Source organism: Guptibacillus hwajinpoensis, assembly GCF_020171785.1.
GTDB classification, from domain to species: Bacteria; Bacillota; Bacilli; order Bacillales; family Guptibacillaceae; genus Guptibacillus; species Guptibacillus sedimenti.
Window position 1 is genome coordinate 234079 of record NZ_JAIVAE010000002.1, and the last position, 23401, is coordinate 257479.

Consider the following 23401-nt stretch of genomic DNA (forward strand, 5'->3'; position numbering starts at 1 on the left):
AACTCACTTCTGTACCTGGATTTCGGATGCTTCATTTAAGCGGTCTTTTCCTTTTGTAATCACTTGATCGCCTTTTGAAAGGCCGCTTGTAATCTGGATGGTTTTATCAGTTTCTGCACCAAGTTCAACATTGACTTGTTTTACTTTCTTCCCTTGTGGTACGTACACAAATGTTTCTTCTTCACCATAGATGATCGATTCTTTTGGCACAACGACGGCATTCTCAATGAGGTCAGTCTGAATGGTAGCAGTAGCTTTCATGCCGCCTCTGATTTTTAAATCTTTATTCTCAAGAGGAATTTCGATTAGAAACGAGCCTGTTTGTTCATTTGCGGTTGGAGGAATGGTATTTAATTTTCCATCAAATGTGCCGTCTACTCCATCGAATGTAATCGCTACATTTTGATCCTTTTTTAATTGCGATATTTGAAAGCTATTCACCTGAAATGTTGCTTTAATTGGATTTAAATTAACGACAACGGCAAGAGGCGTACTTGGAACGGCCGCTGCATTTTCTTCGGCATTAATTTGAGAAACAATGCCATTAATAGGTGATTCAATTGTTGTCGCGTTTAAGACATCCTGTGCTTGATTCAAACTTGCTTTTGTTTCGGATAGCTGTGTTTCTAATTGTGTGACATTACCCGCAGACATTGAAGGTACCTGTGCAGCTGCTTGTGATAGCTGTGCTTGCTTGATTGTCACTTCAAGACTTTCTTTTAAAACATCTGCTGCTGTTACTTCTTCAGAATCCAACTCACTTAGAAGTTCTTTAGAGCGCTCGAGAGAATGATTTAATTCTGATTGAAGATCTTTCAGTTCCTGAGCACTTTTCTCAGCTTGTCCAGAAAGCTCCTTGGCTTGATTAACAGCCTTCTCGAGTTCGTTCACCGCATTAGTAAGTTGAGTAACATTTTCTCTTGCAGTTGAATCATCTAGTGCAGCAATTAAATCTCCCTTTTCAACTGTGCTTCCAACCGTCACGTTTATCTCCGTCACTTTAAGTGGAGAAGGTGCAGCGAGAGGGATGGTTACTCCGGGGGTAGCTTGACCGGATAATTCAAGATCATTTGAAATATCTTTTTGATCAACGGATGCTACTTCTACCGGTATTGGTTCATTTGCAGTTTCTTGATTTGTAATCTCTTCCGTTGTACAAGCGCTTGCAAAGACAAGCATACTAGCAAGGAAAACGGCCTTTTTCATATTATTCACCTCTGAATTAGTGTATCTCTTACGAATCGTATCATGTGAAGCAAACTTTTTTTATCTGAAATTCAAACATTTTTATAACAATACAGGTTTGGATAGTTGGCGATGGGGAATATAGGAGTTAGACTTAACATTAAACAATTGTATAGCTATTGTATAGCTTTTATGTAATTTTTGTCATCCCCTATTTATTTGATAGGAATTGTAGTATAATACAAATTGTGAAAAGATAATTTTTCTAATGTGGATTTGACGTTTACTTATAGAAAGGAGCAATTCCTTATGGTAACACTCTATACATCTCCAAGCTGCACATCTTGCCGAAAAGCAAAAGCGTGGTTGCAAGAGCATGATATTCCGTTTACAGAACGAAATATTTTTTCCGAGCCTCTAACAATCGAAGAAGTGAAAGAAATTCTACGGATGACGGAAGACGGAACAGATGAAATTATATCAACTCGCTCTAAAACATTCCAGGAATTGAACTTAAATCTTGATACGGTTTCATTACAGGAATTGTTTGAACTGATTAGCGAGCATCCCGGATTGCTTCGCCGTCCAATTATTTTGGACGAAAAACGACTTCAGGTTGGATATAACGAAGATGAAATTCGTCGTTTCCTACCTAGAAAAGTTCGTACGTTTCAACTTCAAGAGGCACAGCGTCTCGTTAATTAATAAAAAACTTCTACAGCATTGCCTGTAGAAGTTTTTTTGTTGGAAAAGTTATTTATTGGATGTAAATGATATTCCCTTTTAGTTTCTTTACGAACCACCCTCCAACAATAACGAAAAGAAGGAAGGCAACTTGAGTCGCAATTTCTAAGGAAGGGTAAGTATAGAAAAACGTTTTTAATTCAGCTGCGCTTGTTAACATTTTGGCAGATGTAAAAGCTAAAATGCCAGCACCGATGTAAATTAAAATCGGAAAATGATCAAGGGCATGCATGATCATGCGACTCCCCCATACGATAATAGGGATAGAGATCACTAATCCGAAAACCACAAGCGGTAATTTTCCTTCAGAAGCGCCTGCTATTGCAAGTACATTATCGAGCCCCATGATTAAATCAGCCACGACAATTGTTCGGATCGCTCCCCAGAAAGAGAAAGTTGAATGAATGTTTTCACTGCTGTCACTATCAATCACAAGTTTAAAGGAAATGTAGAGAAGAAAGAGGCTACCGACAATTAATAAGAAAGGGAGCATTAATAAATAGACAGCCACTATTGTTAGTGCTATTCTAAGTCCAACAGCAATAGCTGTACCCATCATAATGGCTTTACTTCGATGAGAGGGAGGGAGATTACGACAGGCGAGTGCAATGACAACTGCGTTATCTCCACCAAGTACGATATCAATTCCGATAATGAAAAAAACCTGAGTAATGGTTTCTAAGTTAAACAAGGAATCCACTCCCGAGTAGCGAATTTTTTAATCTCATGACAGGAGCACTTTTGGGCAAGCTATACACATAAATAAATATATCGTGTATATGGTGTAATATGAGTGAAAAAATCAAACGATTTTTTATTTCCATTCTTTGATGGTTTATCATAGAATGGTATTACAAGAGAAAAAGTGGTTAAACTCAAGCCACTTAAGGGAAAGAGGAAATTAGGAGTATCCCAGAGGGAATAGCCTTCCGGTTAACTAAACAGGAGGGAGAGAGTGCACATGGAAATCGAACGCGTCAACGCGAATACATTGAAATTCTTTATTACGTATAGAGACATTGAAAATAGAGGATTCGATCGAGAAGAAATTTGGTACGACAGAGAAAGAGGAGAAGAATTGTTCTGGGAGATGATGGATGAAGCTCATCAAAGAGAACAGTTTTCACTCGAGGGCCCTCTCTGGATTCAGGTTCAAGCTCTTGAAAAAGGACTTGAGATCATTGTCACTCGTGCTCAAATGTCAAACGACGGATCAAAACTTGAATTACCGATTTCTGAGGAAAAGCAGCTTGATCTTCCACTTGATGAAAACATGGATAAAATTCTTGATGATAAATTTGCCCTTCAGAATAATTATGAGCCAGAAGACGAGCCTGAACCTCTTGAAGGAGAAGAGCTTTCCTTTATGATCGCGTTTAGAGATTTTGAAGATGTCATTTCATTATCGCACGGATTTGATCCTGTTGGAGTTGAAAATGGTCTATACCATTATGAGGATCGTTACTATCTCCACGTTGTCTTTGATGATACATTGATAGAAGAAGATCAAGACAACCGCTTAAGTCAGCTGTTGGAATATGGATATGAGACAGAATTGACGATACACCGCATACAGGAATACGGTAAGGAGATTCTCTCTGAGGAAGCTCTAGAACAACTCCGCGGACACTTCCCACTCTTATAAAATGATGCCGATTTCCAATGGGAATCGGCCTTTTTATATGTAATATCCAAAATCCAGTTGCAAAACGAAGAAGGACTATGGATCTTAGAAGCGAATAGAGGTTAAGGAACAATTGAAAGAGAGGTGTTGTGATGTTAACAGCTCAAACAATGAATGGAAATTTGCTCAATCTTGCAGATCGGCAATATCGTCTAGATGAACTTATCCAATTAAGACGTTCCACTTCCTATTTTTGTCCAGGATGTCGACAACCTGTCGTCATGAAACTAGGCGAGAAGAGGACCTGGCATTTTGCTCATTATGGAGCTCACACATGTGAAACCCAGTGGGAACGGGAGTCAAACGAGCATCTCACCGGAAAGCTTCAGCTCTATGAATGGTTGAAAAAAGATTATTCTAATGTGGAAGTGGAGTATTTTCTAACCAAAACAAATCAGCGCCCCGATTTATTTCTTCCTCATTCGCAAACCGCAATAGAATATCAATGCTCTTCTATTGATGACAAACTTCTTACAAAACGAACGCTTTCTTATGAATCAGCAAATATCCATGTTCAATGGATATTAAGTGCAAAGCGGCTAAAAAGGTCATACCAATCCATTTATACGATGTCTTCAATGGATTGGGCAGCAGCTTCCCACCATCACCGTTTCCCAACCATTTATTATTATTGTCCCGTCGAACGAAAATTCGCGACTGTCCTTCTTCATCATAGCTTAACTCCCACCAAATTTATTTGTTCCACATTGTATACCTCTGCATTACAAACATCATACACCCCCCTTTTTACAAAACTTCCTGATTGTAAAGAACAGCTACATTCCTATTCCATTTGGCTTAAGCAAAAGAAGATTTGGCGCCAAAATCCCCATGGTGAAAGGTCATATGCCTTTTTTTATCTGCGTAAACGTTTATATGCTGGTGGTCATTCAATTCGGTTTTTCCCTTCAGAAGCCGGCATTCCCTCTGAGGATAATTACTGGATTGAAACACCTGCCTATTTGTGGCAGACGTGGATTCTCCTTTGCTATCTTCCTACTGTTCATTTCCACAGTGGTTTTACATTTCAGTCATTGTTTCATGCATTTGCACAAGTAATTTCTTCTGGCTTGATTCTACCGAGATATTGTCCAGCTCATATTGACGGTATCCGTGCGGCTTTAAAAGGGTATGTAAAGCAATTAGTTCGGTTAAAAGTGTTAAAAGAATGGGATAATGAACGATATGAAAAGCTTTATCAACCGACGATTCATAAACAGGTAGAACAGTGCTTTCATTTTGACAACTTGATGCATAAGAAGCTTATTTAGCTTGCAAGGTTTGTCGAGCGAAATTGTAAGCATCATTAAGAGAATATGGTACGATAATGAATGTGAGGAAATTATTTGATGGAGGTGTCGATTCATGGAAGAGAAAAAAGTAAATACACTACCTAAAAGAGATGAAATTCCAGTTGAAGATACGTGGGAATTAGAAGCGATCTATGAAAACGATCAGAAGTGGGAAGAGGAATTTAATGAAATAAAGGCACTTCTTCCAGAAATGAAGGAATATAAGGGAAAGCTTGCGGACTCGGCTGATAAGCTATATAACGCACTGCAAAAACAAGATGAAATTACGATTAAACTTGGTAAGCTTTATACATACGCTCATATGCGCTATGACCAGGATACAACGAATTCGCATTATCAAGGGCTTAATGACCGAGCGGCTAATCTTGCCACACAAGTTAGCAGTGAATTAGCGTTTGTTGTACCAGAAATTTTAAGCGTACCTGAAGAGACGATTAAGCAATATTTGAGTGACAAGAAAGAATTAACGCTCTATGAGCACGCCCTTGATGAAATTAACAGAGAGCGGCCACACGTTCTTTCAAAGGAAGAAGAAGCGATCCTAGCAGGTGTGAGCGACGTTACAAGCAGTTCTAGCAATACGTTTGGTATGCTAAACAATGCAGATATGAAGTTTCCAACCATTGAAGATGAAAATGGCGAAGAAGTCGAAGTTACACACGGGCGATACATCCGTTTTCTTGAAAGTAGCGATCGACGTGTAAGAAAAGATGCGTTTAAAGCTGTATATGATACGTATGGTAAATTTAAAAATACGTTTGCATCTACATTAAGTGGCGCAGTAAAAAAAGATAATTATTATGCAAAAGTGAGAAATTATGATTCAGCAAGACAGGCAGCGCTTGATAGTAATAACATTCCGGAAGATGTTTACGACAACCTGATCGAAACCGTGCATAACCGCTTGGATTTGCTTCATCGATATGTAAAGTTACGTAAGAAAGCGCTTGGACTTGAGGAGCTTCATATGTATGATATGTATACACCTCTCGTCTCTGAAGTGAAAATGGAAGTTTCTTATAACGAAGCAAAAGAGTATATCGTAAAAGGGTTAGAACCACTTGGTGAAGAGTACAAGAACATCCTTGAAGAAGGATTTTCTAATCGTTGGGTAGATGTTCAAGAGAACGTTGGGAAGAGAAGTGGAGCATACTCGTCTGGAACTTACGGGACGCGTCCTTATATTTTGATGAACTGGCAAGATAATGTGAATAATCTCTTTACGCTTGCTCATGAGTTTGGTCACTCAGTTCATAGTTATTATACAAGAGAAAACCAGCCATACCCGTATGCAAACTATTCAATTTTTGTGGCGGAAGTAGCTTCCACGACGAATGAATCATTGTTAAATCATTATTTACTTGAAAACACTTCAGATAAAAAAGAAAAGCTTTACTTATTGAATCACTATTTAGAAGGATTTAGAGGAACAGTATTTAGACAAACGATGTTTGCGGAGTTTGAGCATATGATTCATAAGAAAGCACAGGACGGTGAGCCACTAACGCCTGATTTACTTTCATCTCTTTACTATGACTTAAACAAGACGTATTTTGGGGAAGATCTTGTGATTGATGATGAGATTGCTCTTGAATGGGCGAGAATTCCTCATTTTTATTACAACTATTATGTATTTCAATACGCGACAGGATTTAGTGCAGCAGCGTCACTCTCAAATCAAATTCTTGAAGAAGGGGACGAGGCTGTCTCAAGATATATTGATTTCTTGAAAGCAGGTAGCTCGGACTACCCAATTGAGGTGCTTAAGAAAGCTGGTGTGGATATGACTTCATCTAAGCCTATCAGTGACGCGTTGGACGTATTTGAATCCATACTAAACGAGATGGAAAACTTGTTGTTCGAAGCCTAATTGAAAGACCTTCTCCACGTTGGAGAAGGTCTTTTTTAGCGATTAAATCCTCTGAATTGGTTGCGAGAATTGAACATGCTAACAGTAAAGAGAATGGAAGCAAATAAAAGTATTGCTCCAATTGGTACCGGAATGAATTTTAGTAGACCCATAAGAAACATAACAAAGCTAATCACAATGAAGGCAATGCCGATTATTAGATAGAAGCGCATTATTTTCCCTCCTCGACCTATACGTATGTCATATTTGCATCCTTATAACCGTCAGTAATAAGCAAAAAAAATAGCCCCACTTGTGGGACCATTCTTTTTCTTTATCCATTTTTAACAGTGCGCCAGAAAGAGCCGTGTTTGGCAGGCACTTTCTCAACTTTTTGTTTTAGTGCTAGCTTCTTCATCGCTGCGTCAGCTTCTTCGCAGCTCATGTCATACACGACTGCAACTTCTTTTGTCGCAACAAAGTGATACCGATCCATAAAAGCATCTAGAGACGGGAGGGGTTCTGGCGTTGGCTTTGTCTTCAACATTTCGGTTAGAATCCGAACATATACCTCATAATCATAAAGGCCAGTAATCTTTAGTCCCTCTTCTTCAATGTTTTCATTGAAAAAAACAAGCGTAGGTAGTTCATTAACTTCCATTTCAGATGAGATTTTCAAATCACATTGAAAGGCTTTTACAGCCGCTTGAGAATGAAGGTCTTTTTTGAATTCGTGAACGTCAAGGCCCGTTTCTTTAGCAGCTTGAATGAGATTTTCTTCCTTCGTCATATTTTGCTTCTGAATAAAGAGTAGTTCTCTCATTTTGCGAAGGAAGTTAAATCCTGGTAGCTTTCCCTGCAGTTCTGCAGCCTTGATGGCGATCGATGCAATATAAGGAGTGTCCATAGGGTCCTCATACCATAAATCACCGTCACAGGACATGCCAGAGCGGCTTGCCGTCCGTTCCCAGCGTTCGGCTACATCAGCGTGTGTTGTGATGCCTTCATTTTTTCGTTTAAACGAGTTAAATGTTTTAATGTTTCCTCCGACTAAATGTCGGATCCGGAACGTATGTCCATATTCAAGTTGTAGTTTCTTAATCATTGGTTCAAGACCCCAGCAGTCAGGACAGAGAGGATCTATAAATGAATATATTTCGATCGGTTTGCCCTTTTGCGTCTGGGCTGAACATGCTACATCGGATTGTCCATTTGGATTGTAAGAATCGCAATAGGAACCAGTTACATTCGGTGTCAATTCGATTCTCCTTTCTCTTCCTGATCACCCGAGTTAACCATGTGATGGGCAGTGAACGTTAATCGTGTTAATAGGTGCTCTTTTAGATCTTCATCGAGTTGTACCTCATCCATCGCATCTTGCATGCATGAAAGCCATGCCGTTGCTCGTCTCGGTGTAATTTCAAAGGGGAGATGTCTCGCTCTTAACATAGGATGTCCATGTTCTTCTGAATATAGCGGAGGACCCCCAAGAAATTGAGTTAGGAATTGAGTTTGTTTTCGAGCTGTTTCAGTTAAATCTTCTGGAAAGATTGGTTTTAATTCAGGATGCTCGGCAACCCGGTTATAAAAAGCAGTCACAAGCTTTTCTAGCTTTGCACCGCCGATATGATCATACATGTTTTGCTTCATAATGATTTTCCCCTTTGGCAGGTAGAACCTTATTTCAACTTCATTTTAGCAACCTCCCTACGTAACAGCAAATAATCCGATTTGAAATCATTGCCAAACAAAAAAGAACAGGCCGTTTAGACCTGTTCTTGGGAAGCAAGAAAGAAGCGTAAGATCTTGTTCTTTGCCTCTCGCTTTGGTATCTCATGCTTCTGAAGGAGGTGAATAAAAGCACGTTCCCCAGCTTCAAAAGCACTAACTTCAAATTCGAGTTCAAAATCTTCTCGGTTAAGGTATTCGCTATGATCAAGAACGAGAAGTCCTTCATCCAGCATGTATTCTGCACGATGTGTTGTTAACCGCCCTAAATGGATAAGCTGATCCTGAATACCGAACGCTTGTAGTTGAGTTAAGACTTCTCCTTCGGGTAAAGTAGCACTTTTCTTAATCGCTTCAAATGTTTCAAATGAAATTGGCTGATGTGTTTCAAGCAATCCTTCTTCTGCTGGTTGCTTTAATGTTAAGACATACTGATCTTTTTTGTTACGAACGCGCAATGCAGCTCCATTTTCTCGAATTTGAAAATCAGCTGTATCAAAATAATCGTTCGTTTGTGACTTGATATCATTTTCCAACTTATAAGCAGCAAGTAAAGAAGTATATTCTTCTTTCGTTAGCATATTTTTAAATTCAATTTCTAGCTCCTGTGCCAAATACGAGTCCTCCTATTTTGTTAGATATAAAAGAATTATGGCATATGTCTTGAAACAGAACAACAACGATGAAATACCCCAATGCAATATGATAAACTATTAGGTGATACATAATGGAAAGATTGAGAGGAGAGGTATTTGTGCCAGAACAATACTACATTATAACAGGGGAACTAACCGATCACACACTTACCTTTGGTTTGAATGAAAACGTTGATCTAAGCCTCTATAAAGCGACAGGTAACATGCTAGTGGATTCAGATTCCTTATCGTTTGTTTATTTACTTGACGGGGGAGAAGGCTATACATACATTCGATTCCAGGAAGAAGTTTGGCCCATGTTAGCAAATGTTCTTGAACAGGACGTGAACGTTACTGTTACTTCTGAACACGGTTCATCGTTAGAACTTGTTGATCTAAAAGAGGAACTTGGCTACCTCATTGAGAATATTAAAGGTAATTCGAACTATGGAGAAGACATGAATCAAGCTGTTGAGAAAATATTTCTAACAGCCTCGTAATAGATATCGTCGTTGGTGGTGGTTGGATGAAAAATTGGGAAGAATTTTTAGCCCCTTATAAGCAAGCAGTAAACGAGCTAAAGATCAAGTTAAAAGGTCTCCGTGAGCAGTTTGAAAAAGCCGATGATCATTCTCCTGTTGAATTTGTAACGGGGCGAGTGAAGCCCATTTCGAGCATTCTTGATAAGGCAAAAAACAAAAAGATTTCGCTCGACCGGTTGCAAGAGGAGATGCATGACATTGCTGGGGTACGGGTTATGTGTCAGTTTGTGGAGGATATTAATAAGGTGATCCATCACCTTCGTGGAAGAAAAGACTTCGATATCATTGAAGAACGTGACTATGTGACGAATCAAAAAGTAAGTGGCTACCGTTCTTATCATGTGGTTGTACAGTATCCCGTTCAAACAATTCAAGGTGAACAAATGCTTCTTGTTGAAATTCAGATACGCACATTAGCGATGAATTTCTGGGCAACAATTGAGCATTCGCTTAATTATAAATACAACAAGAAAATTCCAGAAGACGTTAAGAAACGACTTCAGCGTGCAGCTGAAGCGGCTTCTAAATTAGATGATGAAATGTCTGAAATACGCGGTGAAATCAAGGAAGCTCAAAAAGTATTTATGCAAAAAAAAGAAAATGAACAAAAGAAAGCTGAAAATTAAAGTAGACGAGGTGCCTATAGTGAAATTTGCGGTAAAGTCCAAAGGGGATCAAACCTCCAACCAACTTCAGCAGCGAATTAAAAATTATTTGCGTGATTTTGATCTAGACTATGATGAAGCAGAACCGGATATTGTGATTTCAGTTGGCGGTGATGGAACGCTACTCCATGCGTTTCACCATTATCAAGACCGATTGGCAGATACAGCGTTTGTTGGTGTACATACCGGGCATCTCGGATTTTACGCTGACTGGACGCCTGAAGAAGTCGAAAAGCTAGTGATTCATATTGCAAGAACCCCTTTTCAAATTGTGGAATACCCACTGCTTGAAGTAACGGTTCGTTATTTGAATAGCTCGAAAGAAAATCGTTACCTCGCTCTAAATGAGTGCACCGTGAAGAGCGTAGAAGGTTCGCTCGTCATGAATGTGGAAATCAAAGGCGACTTATTTGAAACGTTTCGTGGCGATGGGCTATGCATTTCTACTCCTTCTGGAAGCACAGCTTATAATAAAGCATTAGGAGGCGCGATTATTCATCCGGCGCTTCCTTCGATTCAGCTTTCTGAGATGGCGTCCATTAATAATCGCGTCTTTCGTACAGTAGGGTCACCACTAGTCCTACCGCAACATCATACGTGTCTTTTAAGACCTGTTAACGACGCTGATTTTCAAATTACAATCGATCATCTTTTTCTCCTTCAAAAAGATGTAAAGTCGATTCAATATCGAGTGGCTGAAGAGAAAGTTCGATTTGCGCGTTTCAGACCATTTCCATTTTGGAAAAGGGTAAAAGAATCTTTTGTAGATGAAGTATATTAAGAAAAGACAGTACTGTTCAATTTTGGACAGTGCTTTCTTTTTGCTAACTTAGTGATGAGGTGATCTTTATTGGAAGTGAAAATGAACTGGACGGTTTTAAATCAAGAAGCAGGCATGATGCTAAGAGAATTTCTTTTAAGAGAAAAGAACATATCACGAAGTATGTTAACGGATATCAAGTTTAAAGGCGGGTCCTTGTTAGTAAATGGGTTCCACCAAAATGTAAGGACCATTTTAAATAAGGGTGATGTCGTCGAAGTAGTTTTCCCTGAAGAACAAATAAGCGACACGATGTACCCCAAACAATTGCCATTAAGGATTTGCTATGAAGATGATCACTTTTTGCTAATTAATAAGCAAGCATATCTTCCAACAATCCCTTCTCGTCATTCGACAGCATCACTTGCGGAGGGGGTTTTGCATTATTATAAAACAAGCAACTTAAACAGAACCATTCACGCAGTCAATCGCCTTGATCGTGATACGTCAGGTCTCGTTCTCTTTGCAAAACATCGTTACGCTCATGATCTTCTTTCAAAACAGCAGAAAAATAAAGAAATGAAACGATCTTATCTTGCGTTAGTACACGGTGAGCTCGAAGAAGATGGTGAAGTAGAAGCCCCAATAGGAAGGAAGGATGATAGTATTATTGAAAGAACAGTGCGATCAGATGGACAGTATGCTTTAACCAGGTATCATACAGTGAAGCGATACAACCATTTCTCTCTTCTCCAATTATCCTTACAAACAGGGCGTACACACCAAATTAGAGTGCATATGGCTCATTTAGGTCATCCACTGTTAGGGGATGATCTTTATGGAGGATGGAAGGACCTTATCTCAAGACAGGCGTTACATAGTTCAAAGCTTGAGTTTTATCATCCTTTCTTACAGAAAAAGCTCCGATTTGAAGCGGAGCTTGATGATGATATGAGAACTCTTACTGAAATGAAGTGAATTTCTCTGCGATATAAGGCATGGAGGACGGGACCGATGTGGTTTTCAACTCAGGATAGCTAAGCGCTGTTAATTTCCCACCGAAGACGCAGCCGGTATCAATGTTCACAGTATGATTGACCCACCTTGGTTCTAAAACAGGGGTGTGACCATAGACAATAAGCGCACCACCTTCATATTGACTTGCCCAGTCTTTGCGAATAGGCATCCCGTTTGGATGGGATTCGCCTGTTATGTCGCCGTAAAGTACGAAGGTTTTTACTTTTTTCCCAACTTGTCCAATGTATTTCTCTGGTATCCCAGCATGAGCAGCAATCAATTCTCCATCATCAAGAGACAAATAAAGCGGGGCATTCTCATATAGCGCAATGAACAATTCTTTCATCATCGTACGGTCTCGAGGTGGTAACGCATTAAGTTCTGCCACCGTTGTCTCAAGACCGTGAGTTTGCTGAACGTTCCTGCCAATTAAGTAGCGATAGAATTTATTACAATGATTTCCAGGGCAATAGAACGCCTGTCCACTTGTCACGAGTTGAGAAACAACTTTGACAACCGCTAGAGAGTCGTTCCCTCGATCTGTAATATCGCCAGGGAAAACAAGTTTTCTCCCATCAGGATGAACGGGAACGCCACTACCCCAGTCATATCCAAGGCGTATCGTGAGCGTCTTCAATTCATCATAGCATCCGTGTATATCACTGATTATGTCGAACACTTCTTATTCCCTCCTTTTATCTTCTATCTTTTCCCTATAGGTAGAACAAGTATCATCATGAATCTAAGTTCCATAAAAAAATAACCTGCCGGATTGGCAGGTTATTCAAACATATACGTTTTTGTGCGTGAGCGAACGTTTAAGACAAGACCAACTGCAATCATGTAGGTCAAAAGGGCACTTCCCCCGTAGCTGACAAAAGGTAAAGGAATTCCGGTGATCGGTAAGATTCGAATCGTCATTCCAATGTTTTGAAATACTTGGAACGTAAGCATGCCGATAACACCAGCACAAAGATAGCTTCCGAATGATTCATTGCTTTCAAGAGCGGTATGAATCATGCGATAAATGAGCATGAAGAAAATCGAAATCGTAATGCTTGCACCAATGAAACCAAATTCTTCTCCGATAACGGCAAATATAAAGTCAGTGTGTGCTTCAGGAAAGTAAACAGTCCCATCTGCATAGCCCTTTCCTTCAAGTTTACCTGACCCAATTGCTAGAATCGCTTTCGTAGCTTGATAGCCAGCGTCCGCATATTCTTCTGGAGCAAGCCAGCCGTAGAACCGGGCTAGTTGATACTCATCAAGTAAGTATGCCTTAAAGAAAGCAGGGAACTTGAAGAAGATAAACACTAATGCGGAAATACCAGCAACACCTATTAAACTTAAAAGAGAAAGAAGTCTCCAACGTACGCCGGATACTAGCGTGATACTAACAACAATTGCTGTAAATACCATTGCTGTACCAAGGTCAGGCTGAGCCATAACAATAAGCAGAGGAGCAGCGGCAATACCGAAGATCTTCGCTAAAAGGATCAGATCTGTCTGAATGGTTTTTGATGGATGTTTTTCATGATGCGAGACAGAAGCTGAAGCAATGGCAATAATTAAAAAAATCTTCATAAACTCAGATGGCTGCACACTTCCGAGACCAGGAAGAACGAACCAGCTTTTGGCACCATTTCGAATTGGCGCGATTTGATAACTTCCAATATATTCTGGACTTACTGCTAATAAAATTAGAAGAAGAATTCCAAATCCGTAGAGATACCAGGAAAGCTGCCTAAAGCGATCGAAATCAATGACCAGTGTGAGCGAAAGCACGAACGCACCTACGAAATACCATGTAAGCTGTCTTCCTGCAAAGTTAAAGTTTTTTAATTCTCCGGGTAGTGAAGCTTGCGCGCTGTAAATAGCAACAGTACTGATACACATAAGAAGAAATACAAAGAACAAAAGTGTAAAATCTATTTGTTGCCATGGTGTTTGATTGTCATTGTTCATGATATAATCCTTTCTAAAGAAAAGCGTTCCTTCTTTTAATCACATTTCCTATCTTATCTGAAATCCTTCCGTTTGCAAATCGGTTCCTGTATTTATTTTTGACAAAATAACTACACACCGACTAAGATAGGAAGGTAATTTTACTTTCTTTGCGTAATCGATTAAGGGAGCAGTACCTAAGCAAAGCTTATCGAAGTTTTACGATAAATGATATAGCCATATTTGAGCATTTGTAACTTTGTTATAAAAAACAACAGGGAGGTGTGCAGAGTGGCTTACCAGGAGCAAGAAACGCAGGCTTTATACGACGCACTCATACATCACTTAGATCAAGAAGAAATAGACGCATTTCGTGAGCTATTTCTCGACATTCACCCATATGAACAATCTCAGTTCTTTTTAACAGTATCAGAACATATTAGGCTACTCGTGTACACCTATTTATCACCACGAGAGATGGCAGAGATCTTCCAGAACTTCGATATTGAAGAACAAGAAGAATACATTTCAGAGATGGAGCCGGCTTATGCGGCGAAGATGCTTGCTGAGATGTACGCCGATGATGCCGTTGACGTATTAAATGAGTTAAATCCAGAACAGATTGCAAGTTACTTAACCATCATGGATGATGATGCAGCGGATGAAATTAAAGAGCTGCTTCACTATGAAGAAAAGACTGCCGGTAGTATTATGACGACCGAATTTGTATCAATTCGCGCACACCAAACAGTAAAGCGAGCGATGCAAATCTTAAGGCAAGAAGCACCAGAAGCAGAGACGATCTATTATATCTTCGTATTAGATGAACAAAAAAGACTCGTTGGCGTTATTTCTTTGCGAGATTTAATTATTGCAGAAGAAGATACGTTAATTGAAGAAATCATGAATGAACGAGTTGTTTCTATTTCGGTTGGCGAAGATCAGGAAGAAGCCGCGAGAATTATGCGAGATTATGACTTTCTAGCCCTTCCGGTTCTTGATTTTCAAAACCATTTACTCGGGATTATCACACACGATGATATTGTTGATGTCATTGAAGAAGAAGCATCAGAGGATTATTCAAAACTCGCTGCGATTTCAGATGACGGTTCATTTGATCGCAATCCGTTTTCTTCAGCAAAAAAGAGACTTCCCTGGCTGATTATCCTTCTGTTTCTAGGAATGATGACAGCGAGTTTAATTGGTCAATTTGAAGTAACGCTCGATAAGGTGCCACTTCTCGCGGTTTTTATCCCTCTAATAGCCGGAATGGCAGGGAATACGGGGACGCAGGCCCTTGCGGTTGTTGTTAGGGGACTTGCGACGGGAGATTTTGAAGAGAATAGTAAGTGGACCTTAATTGTGCGAGAAGCAGGAACTGGTCTCATTACAGGCGCAACTTCTGGTGTTCTTGTAACGATTATTATTTTTTTGTGGAAAGGAACCTTTTTACTTGGCTTATTGGTTGGCTTTTCGTTATTATTTACGTTGATTGTCGCAACACTCGCTGGTGCACTTGTCCCATTATTAATGCATAAGCTTAACATAGACCCTGCTGTTGCTTCAGGGCCATTCATCACGACGATTAACGACATTATCAGTATACTTATTTATTTTGGAATGGCGACTGCATTTATGAGCCAGCTTGCTTAGCGCTTAAATGCAGACGTTTGGAGGAGGAAAGAAATGGAACACGGTGCATCCGTATCATCACTTGTTATCGTAGTTGTTATCGCATTTGTTATACCGTTTATCTTACACCGCTTCAGACTGAATTTCTTGCCGGTTGTAGTTGCTGAGATTATTGCTGGGATCTTCATTGGCCAAAGTGGGTTTAATTTAGTTCAGGGAGATACGTGGCTTGATACGTTATCAACGCTAGGCTTCATTTTTCTCATGTTTTTAAGTGGTCTTGAAATTGATTTTTCGGTTTTTGCGAATAAAAAGAAAAAAGTAAAGCTCCCGAGCGGTAAGTTTGAACCAAATCGTGTTCTTGTGTCGTTCATTGTATTTGTTCTTATTTTCGTTGTATCCTATCTCCTTTCATTACTGTTTGTTGTGCTTGGATACACCGACAATGCGTTCTTTATGACGCTGATTATCTCAACCATCTCGCTTGGTGTTGTTGTGCCGACACTGAAGGATGCCAATATAATGAAAAGCAGTATCGGGCAAACGATTCTTCTCATCGCCGTTATTGCCGATCTTGCTACCATGATTTTATTGGCGATTTTCGTTTCTCTGAATTCAGGTGGAGAAGGGAATATGTGGCTGCTTCTCATTCTTTTTGGAGCTGGGATTCTACTTTATTTCCTTGGCGCTTATTTCAGACATCTTTCCTTTATTGAAACGATGTCAAAAGGGACGATCCAAATTGGTACGAGAGCCGTATTTACGTTAATTATTGTACTTGTGGGAATTTCTGAAACAGTTGGTGCTGAAAACATCTTAGGTGCCTTCCTAGCAGGGGCACTCGTTTCGTTACTTTCTCCAAATACAGAGCTTGTCCAAAAGCTTGATTCATTTGGATATGGTTTTCTAATCCCGATCTTTTTCGTTATGGTTGGGGTGGAGTTGGATATTTGGTCTCTATTCCAGGACCCGAAAGTCCTAATCTTAATTCCACTTCTATTAATTGCGCTTTTTGCTTCAAAACTTGTGCCAGTAGTTGTTTTAAGGAAATGGTATGATACAAAAACGGTGCTTGGGTCAGGAATGCTACTCACATCAACACTTTCTCTCGTTATTGCGGCCGCAGAAATTGGGGAGCGTATTAACATCATTGATGATCAACTGTCATCTGCATTAATTTTGGTTGCGATTATTAGCTGTATACTAGCACCAATTCTCTTCAAGAAATTAATGCCGAAACCAGAAGAAAGTTCTCATGCAAAGAAGCTTGCGATTATTGGAGCGAACCAAATTACGTTACCGATCTCGCTTGAACTTGATCCTGCGAATTATGAAACATCCATTTATCATACGAAACAGGAAAAAGTGGATTCTGAGAAGCAAAGTAGTCACTTTAAAGTGATCGAACTTTCCGATTACAGTATTGATACATTAAAGAACAGTTCAGTATTTGACGCAGATATTCTTCTTATTTCTTCAGGAGATGATGAAACGAATTCAGACATTGCGGTATTTGCGAAAGAATATGGAACAGAGCGTGTCATTGCACGAATTGAGCTTACTGAAATAGCAGATCAGCTACGAGAGCTTAATATTGATGTATTCTCTGTCTTCTTCTCCACGAAAGCCCTGTTAAAAGCGCTCATTGAATCGCCAGGCGTTGTTAACATCTTTACGAGAGAAGAAAACGCGCTTTATCAAATTAACATGAACAATGTGGAATACAATGGCGTTCCACTGCGAAGCTTCCCGTATCTCGGGGATACGATCATCGTTCGTATTTTCCGCGGAAAAGATTCCATCGTCCCGCACGGTGATACGGAACTTCGAATCGGTGATCGCTTGATCGTAACAGGAAGTAGTGAGAGTGTCGACGAAGTGCGCACGCTGCTAAGCTACTAGTGCTAACCTCTTTCTCATCATAAAGGGTTCCGTTTTGAGGTGCAAAAATTATTATGACACTAAAAATGACGTGTGAACTGACAGTAGTTTAAACACGTCATTTTTTCTTTGTTTTTTCAAATGATAACCTTAAAATTCTTTTGAGAAAAAAACAGGAGCTTGGAAATTTTATGGTAAAATCAGAATATAAGGAACTAGCTATTCAACTAAAGGGCAGGATTCTTAAAGACTTGAATTCGAGATAATCTATAAGATTTTAACTTATATAGCTTTCTGATTAGTTCTATACGAGAGACTATTTGAAATCGAGGCTCCTATTAATTTTTATACTTGAAGTCAAGTTGAAGAACATATCGAAAATGACTCAGAATAATTTTAAAATCAATTAGTGAGGAGTAGAATTATGGAAGGAAATCCTGATGATAACAAGAAAAGAAAAAACAAGAATGATAGTCGAACTAGTTATCTATATTCTTTTAGCACTGTTGGATATTAAGATTTTTGGTTAAGTTATATCTATTATATTTAAGATACACTATGGTGTTTTATTCCTTATAAGGGGGATTTAGTTGAACAAGCATGGGTTATTTTTGAGCACATTCTGACCACTAAACATATTTACCGATTTTTTTCTGATTTTCATTAAATCGAAAAAAGCCTGATAAATCAGGCTTTCAGTAAATAATATTATTTCCGGTTTCTTCAAATATTTTCCTTTTTTGAAGCCAGGAATAGTTTCGGATAATCTTGATTTGAACGGCGAAGATTATACCTTTAAGTGCTTCTTCAGCAGTTGATTAATCGGCTCTCTCAGTTTTTCTTTTCGTTGTATAAGGTAAGCTGCCAGTGCTTCCAATTCCTCAGGGTCACTTTCCCATTCTGGGGGAGTGGAGTTGACTATTGCCTTGATTTCATTATCGGGAAATTGCTCTATGGCGCTTATATAATAGTAAAATAATTCTTTTTCCTTCAAGTATGACTTGAACTCTTTGTACAGGTCTCCCCAAAAAACATCCATATAACCGGCAGTTTTCTTTAAACGCTTGCTACTCCGAATAGAACTGAAGAAACATCCTGCATGGTCAATCATATAAATCTTATTGTGTTCTTCTCCTTCATCTATAATTAAATTAAAGTAATTTGAGTGGCGGTCCCTGTTGCGTACCCAGTGATCGAAGACGATAATACCTGCCATTTGGTCCAGGTTCGTGCATTTTTTGATTCGTCTCTCAGTGGTAGGGCGTACTGCATTCTTGTAATAAAGGCAGCCAAAGTGGGGACCGGGTGGAGTACTCGATATTTGGTTTTCCGATATTTGCTTAATTACATCTTCGGAGAGGAAGATCGATTCCCCTTCAGCAACGGGAAGGCCCAGGTATTTGGCCAGCCCATTCGCAATATGTTCGTGAGCGAGAATCTTCTTTCCTACAGGGTTGGATACAAGTTTAACGACATATATATATCCATCATCGCACTTAAATAGATGGGGCTTTGTTTCCCCGCGCTTTAATGCTCCAATATATTCAACAGCTTTTTTCATTGGTTCACCTCCATTATGGGGAGCAGATGCTTAAGAATAAGTTACCGGTATTAAAACTCTTCGTTCAATAGGTTATCTATGATCTCATTTACAAGCGATTTCCGGCTTGTCAAATATTTATAGATTGCCTCAAGTTCATCATGGTCAGGCTCCCATTCTCCGGGAGTTGAAAAGACAATATCCCTGATGTCCGAATCCGGAAACAGTTCAATTTTCTCAACATAGTGCTTGAACGAATTTTTATGGGTTAAAAAGGGCCTGAAATTTTTGTATGTTTTCCCCCAGTGCATGTTAATAGAATGAGCGCGGTCCCTCAGCTTCTCTTTGTTCCTCCTTGAACTGTAAAAGCAGCCCGCCTGATCAATCATATAGAGTTTATTTTCGTACTCTCCTTCGTCAATAATCAAATTCCAAAGATTATTTGCACGGTCCCGGTTGTGTACCCAGTGATCAAAAACCATCACCCCGGCCATCTCCTGTAGATTGCTGCATTTTTTAATGCGTTCCTTATTGGTTGGTCTTGCTTTATTTTTATAATAAACAGTACCGAAATGGGGGCCGGGCTTTACTTCGAATTCACTTATTTGAGGTGTGTTTTCAATAATTTCTTGTGAAAAATAAATCACTTCTGCCTTGGCGATGGGAAGAGAGAGGTGTTGGGCTAGGCGGTTGGCGATGATTTCGTGGACGATATGTTTGTTGGAATTCGGACTAATCGGGTTGGACATGAATTTCACAACATATTGTTTGCCATCGTCACATTCAAAAAGCTGTGGCCTAGATTTACCTTTACTCATGGGCCCAATGTAGTTAACGGCTTTTAGCATTTCTTCGCCTCCTTATTTTGAAAGCTTCTTTCACTACATCCGCATAATTTTGTCGATTCCAATAATATCTGTCAGCCATTCGTCGGTAATTATTTCTCCTGTATACAGGCTGTTCATTCCTGAGCCAAGGTCTATTGCCACTTTTCCGTATTTTTCGGCAATATGTGTAGCTAAAATTAAGGCATTTGTTCCTGCTGCAATCAAGCAGAGGTCAAAATCGTAATTCGCAATTTCTTCCTTCACCCTTGGGATTTCCTCATTTTCGTAAATGCTGATCGTACCCACGATATTAAAATTCAACTTATCCTTATAAGTGGCTTCGAGTCCTTCTTTAGCTTTATCAGCGATTGAGCTGATGAGTAGAATTTTCTTGTTCTTCAGCATCTTTTCAAACTTTTCCCGTTGGGAGAACATGAGTACTCTTCGGAGATTTGCTTCAAAGATATACTTTGGCTCAATGTTATATGCTTCCAAAACCTTTTCCGTTAATAGTCCTCCGTCCATCGTTTTAACAAGTGTATTATAGCCAACGATATCCGCCTTGCGGACAGCTTCAACTACCTCATCACGGGTTTGGATATTGGGAAAGCGGATTCCCCTGTGTTTAAACCCGCTTTTTTCACCTTGATTGGCGACATGTGCTTCTGGATGCTTCATGAATTCCTCTTCTGAAAAGACAGTATACTGTGCCATCACAAAGGATTCTGTGGCACCAACAGAGATAACAGAAAGTGGACTTTTTTGTTTTAAAGCCTTCAGGATTTTATTCATTAACTTACCGCTACCGATCATTTTGCTTTTATCCATTTTCATCCCCTTTCATTTCCATTTGGTAATATGTGAATGTTTCTTCTAAACCTTCCTTCATGCTCCAGGCTGGTCTCCAGTTTAAATCCTTTATTGTATCCTCGATATTAAGACAGCTGAAACGGATATCTCCACCAACTGCTGGGGTGTATTCCGGTGTGAGTTTCTCTGGAACATGCACTTTTAACATTTCAGTTAGTTTATTGATTGAGGTTTTATGCCCCGTACCAATATTAAAAATCTTGTTATTTCCTTTTTGTAGTGCTGCCAAATTTGCCATGGCAACATCCTTAACAAAAATAAAATCCCGAGTCTGTTCACCATCACCGTAAATGATGGGTCTCTTTTCGGAAAGATAGCAATTGGTGAAGATGTTAACAACTCCTCCTTCTCCCTGGGTGCTCTGCCTCGGGCCATAAACATTTGAATATCTGAGAATGGTGTATGGAAGCTGATAAAACTTGCAGTAGAGCTGGATATACAGTTCAGAGGAGAGCTTGCTTGCTCCATAGAATGATAGAGGGTCTAACTTGTGATTTATTGGGATATTGATATCACCAGTTTCACCGTATACAGCGCACGAAGAAGAAAAGATGAATTTCTTTATGCCATATTTCTTTGCATAATCTAGTATCTTCATTGTTCCTATAATATTGATGTTGGCATCGTCTGTTGGAGATTCAATTGATTTGGCTATACTTATTTGCGCTGCGGTATGAATTAAATAATCTGGTTTTTCTGCTTTTATGATTTTCTCAGCTTCTTGAGAAAGGATGTCAGTTTGGTAAAGAACAACATCCCTGTGGAGGTTCTTCAAGCTGCCTGAGCTTAAATTATCAATAACTATTACCTCATACCCCTGTTCAAGAAGGAGGTCTGTAATATGGGAACCGATAAATCCAGCTCCGCCCGTAACTAAAACTTTCAACTATTCTTTCGCTCCTTTGTTTTATTTCTTATATTTTATGTCTGTACAAAGAATAGGGTAGGGCGAATACTATAGATAACTAAAGAATGATAAAAAAAACCAATTAAACTAGCGGGCAGCATTCCTGTTATGAAAAAGAGTTAGGAAAGGTAAAGGAGAGAAGAGATGAAGCATCCGAAGAAATCAGCTGAAAGGAAAACAGAGAAAATAAGACAAGAAGAGTTGAAAAGAAATTCTACTGGGAATATCAATGATTCTTTCAATAGAGGTAATAATGTGGGATTGGTTGATTTAGTAGGAAGTTTAGGATGGAAGGGAACATTTATTTTTATAGTTGCGAGCATTATTGGTTTTATAATACTTCATTTCTCTTCTAATGATTCAATTACAGTTTTATTCAATTAAAAAACATCTTCATATCGAGTCTTCTGTTATATCGGAGCAAATCTGGAATACATCATGTCATTCTCAAATTAAATAATCTAAATATTCAATTATTTGAAGCAATGAAATTTGGTAGTGACAAACAGAAAAAAGCTTATATAGCAATTGAAGAACTGGGTATTATGAGTGAATTAAGAACCTACCATCCAGTCTTGTGCGGAACCATCCCAATTGGAATCGATGTAGAGGACTCATATGATAATTGAATATAAGTTGATACAAAGATTTCCTGAACTTAAATCCAAAGTGTTAGGACTCAGGAAACAAGGTCACAAAACTGAACCAGCATTTTGTGAGATCCCCGGAATTACTGAAGATCCATATTATGGTCTCATACGCTATGGAATTAAAGAGGGGATAATATCCAAAATGAATTGAATTACTTTATTCAATAATCTCGGAGCTTTAATTGAAGACGAAATAAAGAAAAGCAGTGAAAGCGTGCTCTTAAGATAAAGTACGCTTTTTTTGATACCTAGAATTTTTTTAATATTATTTTTAACGAAAATAAATAATATCTTTCCAGTCATAAACCTTATCGCTAATTCCAATTCTCTGAGCAGGGGTGAGTAATGATCCGAAAGCTTTATATGGCATAAAAAAATGTAGTAGGTTCTTAAGATGGTAATTGCGTATTGTGCGTATTTTTGGATTGAAATTTGAGTAGATATAACTTTTTCCGTCGCCTCTAGCGGTAACTAGAGGTCTTCCCAGAATTGATATCCTTCTATGAATCTGGTTGATAAATGTATCTGTTGATTTGTTGTTCGTTTTCTGGATTAATCTTGCTAGTTCAAAGGGTTCCAAAGAACTTATGTCGGTGGTGCAGTCAACGGTTGCATATCCAGTATCCTTAAAAGGCTGTAGGTTTTGCTTTTTTTTATTTTATAAACGAAATGATGGGCGTCACCTAATTAAACTTCTTTCGAAAAAAACCTCATCAACGCAGAGGTCAGTGAAGCATCGTTATCTGTCACAAACGCCATTCTTTCACATTTAGAAGCCGTTTCAAATGCCATAGGCGGGCTATGGATGTATAAGGAGAGTTAACGTGCAAACCATCTATATAATCAGCTCTCCTCATAAATTCGTTGTTTTCTCTTTTATACTCTTCTTCTGTCTGAAGATCATACTTGCTCGGGGGTGGCGAAGCATAAGAATATCGTAAATGTCCATACCTACGTGCAAACAAATGTAAGTGGTCATCTTTAAACAATATTGTATGGTTGTTAATATCATCCAACGTGAGGTTCCA

The 23401-nt window shown here is 39.1% G+C and carries 25 protein-coding genes; 13 read left to right on the top strand and 12 right to left on the bottom strand.

Features of this window, described 5'->3' with window-relative positions:
* Positions 1–3: 3 nt before the first annotated feature.
* Positions 4–1206 carry an efflux RND transporter periplasmic adaptor subunit gene (locus LCL91_RS01620; RefSeq protein ID WP_224879401.1) on the bottom strand — a complete coding sequence of 401 codons (1203 nt, stop codon included), beginning with the start codon at positions 1204–1206 and terminating at the stop codon, positions 4–6.
* 288 nt (positions 1207–1494) lie between these two features.
* Between LCL91_RS01620 and spxA the strand changes: the two genes are divergently transcribed.
* Positions 1495–1890, top strand: a complete 396-nt coding sequence (gene spxA / locus LCL91_RS01625; RefSeq protein WP_098443134.1) for a transcriptional regulator SpxA — start codon at positions 1495–1497, stop codon at positions 1888–1890.
* Positions 1891–1942: 52 nt separating this feature from the next.
* On the opposite strand, the gene LCL91_RS01630 is transcribed toward spxA, so the two are convergent.
* Entirely contained in the window at positions 1943–2620 is a 678-nt protein-coding gene (locus LCL91_RS01630) for a TerC family protein (protein WP_224879403.1), read from the bottom strand.
* Positions 2621–2890: 270 nt separating this feature from the next.
* Here LCL91_RS01630 and mecA point away from each other — a divergent pair, with 270 nt between their 5' ends.
* The 3 genes from mecA (at position 2891) to pepF (ending at position 6796) form a co-directional block, all read left to right on the top strand.
* On the top strand, positions 2891–3574 hold the full coding sequence (mecA, locus tag LCL91_RS01635; RefSeq protein ID WP_159787342.1) for an adaptor protein MecA: 684 nt from the start codon (positions 2891–2893) through the stop codon (positions 3572–3574).
* Positions 3575–3705: 131 nt separating this feature from the next.
* Positions 3706–4884 carry a competence protein CoiA gene (locus tag LCL91_RS01640; RefSeq protein WP_224879405.1) on the top strand — a complete coding sequence of 393 codons (1179 nt, stop codon included), beginning with the start codon at positions 3706–3708 and terminating at the stop codon, positions 4882–4884.
* Between the two features lie 94 nt (positions 4885–4978).
* Positions 4979–6796, top strand: a complete 1818-nt coding sequence (gene pepF, locus LCL91_RS01645) for an oligoendopeptidase F (protein WP_224879407.1) — start codon at positions 4979–4981, stop codon at positions 6794–6796.
* Between the two features lie 35 nt (positions 6797–6831).
* On the opposite strand, the gene LCL91_RS01650 is transcribed toward pepF, so the two are convergent.
* The 4 genes from LCL91_RS01650 to LCL91_RS01665 all read right to left on the bottom strand — a co-directional run bounded on the left by LCL91_RS01650 (position 6832) and on the right by LCL91_RS01665 (position 9117).
* A complete protein-coding gene (locus LCL91_RS01650; RefSeq protein WP_224879408.1) occupies positions 6832–7008 on the bottom strand; it encodes a hypothetical protein in 177 nt (58 codons plus the stop codon).
* Between the two features lie 101 nt (positions 7009–7109).
* Positions 7110–7937 carry a ClpXP adapter SpxH family protein gene (locus tag LCL91_RS01655; RefSeq protein ID WP_224880152.1) on the bottom strand — a complete coding sequence of 276 codons (828 nt, stop codon included), beginning with the start codon at positions 7935–7937 and terminating at the stop codon, positions 7110–7112.
* A 92-nt stretch (positions 7938–8029) separates the two neighbouring features.
* Positions 8030–8425, bottom strand: coding sequence for a globin (locus tag LCL91_RS01660; RefSeq protein ID WP_224879410.1), 396 nt, complete (start codon positions 8423–8425; stop codon positions 8030–8032).
* Between the two features lie 116 nt (positions 8426–8541).
* The gene (locus tag LCL91_RS01665; protein WP_224879414.1) at positions 8542–9117 is read right to left on the bottom strand and encodes a CYTH domain-containing protein; all 576 of its coding nucleotides are present in this window, start codon (positions 9115–9117) and stop codon (positions 8542–8544) included.
* Between the two features lie 113 nt (positions 9118–9230).
* Between LCL91_RS01665 and LCL91_RS01670 the strand changes: the two genes are divergently transcribed.
* The 4 genes from LCL91_RS01670 (at position 9231) to LCL91_RS01685 (ending at position 12083) form a co-directional block, all read left to right on the top strand.
* Positions 9231–9638 (top strand): hypothetical protein, encoded by a 408-nt coding sequence (locus tag LCL91_RS01670; RefSeq protein WP_224879416.1) that lies wholly within the window; start codon positions 9231–9233, stop codon positions 9636–9638.
* Between the two features lie 26 nt (positions 9639–9664).
* Complete coding sequence (locus LCL91_RS01675) at positions 9665–10306, top strand: GTP pyrophosphokinase (RefSeq protein WP_098443143.1); 642 nt, start codon at positions 9665–9667, stop codon at positions 10304–10306.
* Between the two features lie 19 nt (positions 10307–10325).
* Positions 10326–11126 (top strand): NAD kinase, encoded by an 801-nt coding sequence (locus tag LCL91_RS01680; RefSeq protein WP_224594831.1) that lies wholly within the window; start codon positions 10326–10328, stop codon positions 11124–11126.
* 81 nt (positions 11127–11207) lie between these two features.
* Positions 11208–12083 carry an RluA family pseudouridine synthase gene (locus LCL91_RS01685; protein WP_224880153.1) on the top strand — a complete coding sequence of 292 codons (876 nt, stop codon included), beginning with the start codon at positions 11208–11210 and terminating at the stop codon, positions 12081–12083.
* On the opposite strand, the gene prpE is transcribed toward LCL91_RS01685, so the two are convergent.
* Together prpE and LCL91_RS01695 are read right to left on the bottom strand one after the other, a co-directional pair.
* Entirely contained in the window at positions 12067–12801 is a 735-nt protein-coding gene (gene prpE / locus LCL91_RS01690) for a bis(5'-nucleosyl)-tetraphosphatase PrpE (protein WP_224879418.1), read from the bottom strand. The genes LCL91_RS01685 and prpE overlap by 17 nt on opposite strands.
* A 101-nt stretch (positions 12802–12902) precedes the next feature.
* Positions 12903–14087: an FtsW/RodA/SpoVE family cell cycle protein gene (locus LCL91_RS01695; RefSeq protein ID WP_224879420.1), complete on the bottom strand. Its 1185-nt coding sequence runs from the start codon at positions 14085–14087 to the stop codon at positions 12903–12905.
* A 270-nt stretch (positions 14088–14357) separates the two neighbouring features.
* Here LCL91_RS01695 and mgtE point away from each other — a divergent pair, with 270 nt between their 5' ends.
* Positions 14358–15719 (top strand): magnesium transporter, encoded by a 1362-nt coding sequence (mgtE, locus tag LCL91_RS01700; protein WP_425589647.1) that lies wholly within the window; start codon positions 14358–14360, stop codon positions 15717–15719.
* Positions 15720–15752: 33 nt separating this feature from the next.
* Positions 15753–17600, top strand: a complete 1848-nt coding sequence (locus LCL91_RS01705) for a monovalent cation:proton antiporter family protein (RefSeq protein WP_224879422.1) — start codon at positions 15753–15755, stop codon at positions 17598–17600.
* A gap of 766 nt (positions 17601–18366) precedes the next feature.
* On the opposite strand, the gene LCL91_RS01710 is transcribed toward LCL91_RS01705, so the two are convergent.
* The 4 genes from LCL91_RS01710 to LCL91_RS01725 are packed head-to-tail and all read right to left on the bottom strand — an operon-like array spanning position 18367 to position 21702.
* Positions 18367–19140, bottom strand: coding sequence for a HipA family kinase (locus LCL91_RS01710; protein ID WP_224879424.1), 774 nt, complete (start codon positions 19138–19140; stop codon positions 18367–18369).
* A gap of 50 nt (positions 19141–19190) precedes the next feature.
* Positions 19191–19967: a HipA family kinase gene (locus LCL91_RS01715; RefSeq protein WP_224879427.1), complete on the bottom strand. Its 777-nt coding sequence runs from the start codon at positions 19965–19967 to the stop codon at positions 19191–19193.
* Between the two features lie 33 nt (positions 19968–20000).
* Entirely contained in the window at positions 20001–20774 is a 774-nt protein-coding gene (locus tag LCL91_RS01720; RefSeq protein WP_224879429.1) for a GT-D fold domain-containing glycosyltransferase, read from the bottom strand.
* Positions 20767–21702: an NAD-dependent epimerase/dehydratase family protein gene (locus LCL91_RS01725; protein WP_224879431.1), complete on the bottom strand. Its 936-nt coding sequence runs from the start codon at positions 21700–21702 to the stop codon at positions 20767–20769. The genes LCL91_RS01720 and LCL91_RS01725 overlap by 8 nt, the downstream gene beginning before the upstream one ends.
* Positions 21703–21867: 165 nt before the next feature.
* On the opposite strand from LCL91_RS01725, the gene LCL91_RS01730 reads away from it, so the two are divergent.
* The 3 genes from LCL91_RS01730 (at position 21868) to LCL91_RS01740 (ending at position 22524) form a co-directional block, all read left to right on the top strand.
* On the top strand, positions 21868–22107 hold the full coding sequence (locus LCL91_RS01730; RefSeq protein ID WP_224879433.1) for a DUF6366 family protein: 240 nt from the start codon (positions 21868–21870) through the stop codon (positions 22105–22107).
* 101 nt (positions 22108–22208) lie between these two features.
* Positions 22209–22352, top strand: a complete 144-nt coding sequence (locus tag LCL91_RS01735; RefSeq protein WP_224879435.1) for a DUF4269 domain-containing protein — start codon at positions 22209–22211, stop codon at positions 22350–22352.
* Complete coding sequence (locus tag LCL91_RS01740) at positions 22342–22524, top strand: DUF4269 domain-containing protein (RefSeq protein WP_224879437.1); 183 nt, start codon at positions 22342–22344, stop codon at positions 22522–22524. Before LCL91_RS01735 ends, LCL91_RS01740 begins: the two co-directional genes overlap by 11 nt.
* Positions 22525–23401: the final 877 nt, after the last annotated feature.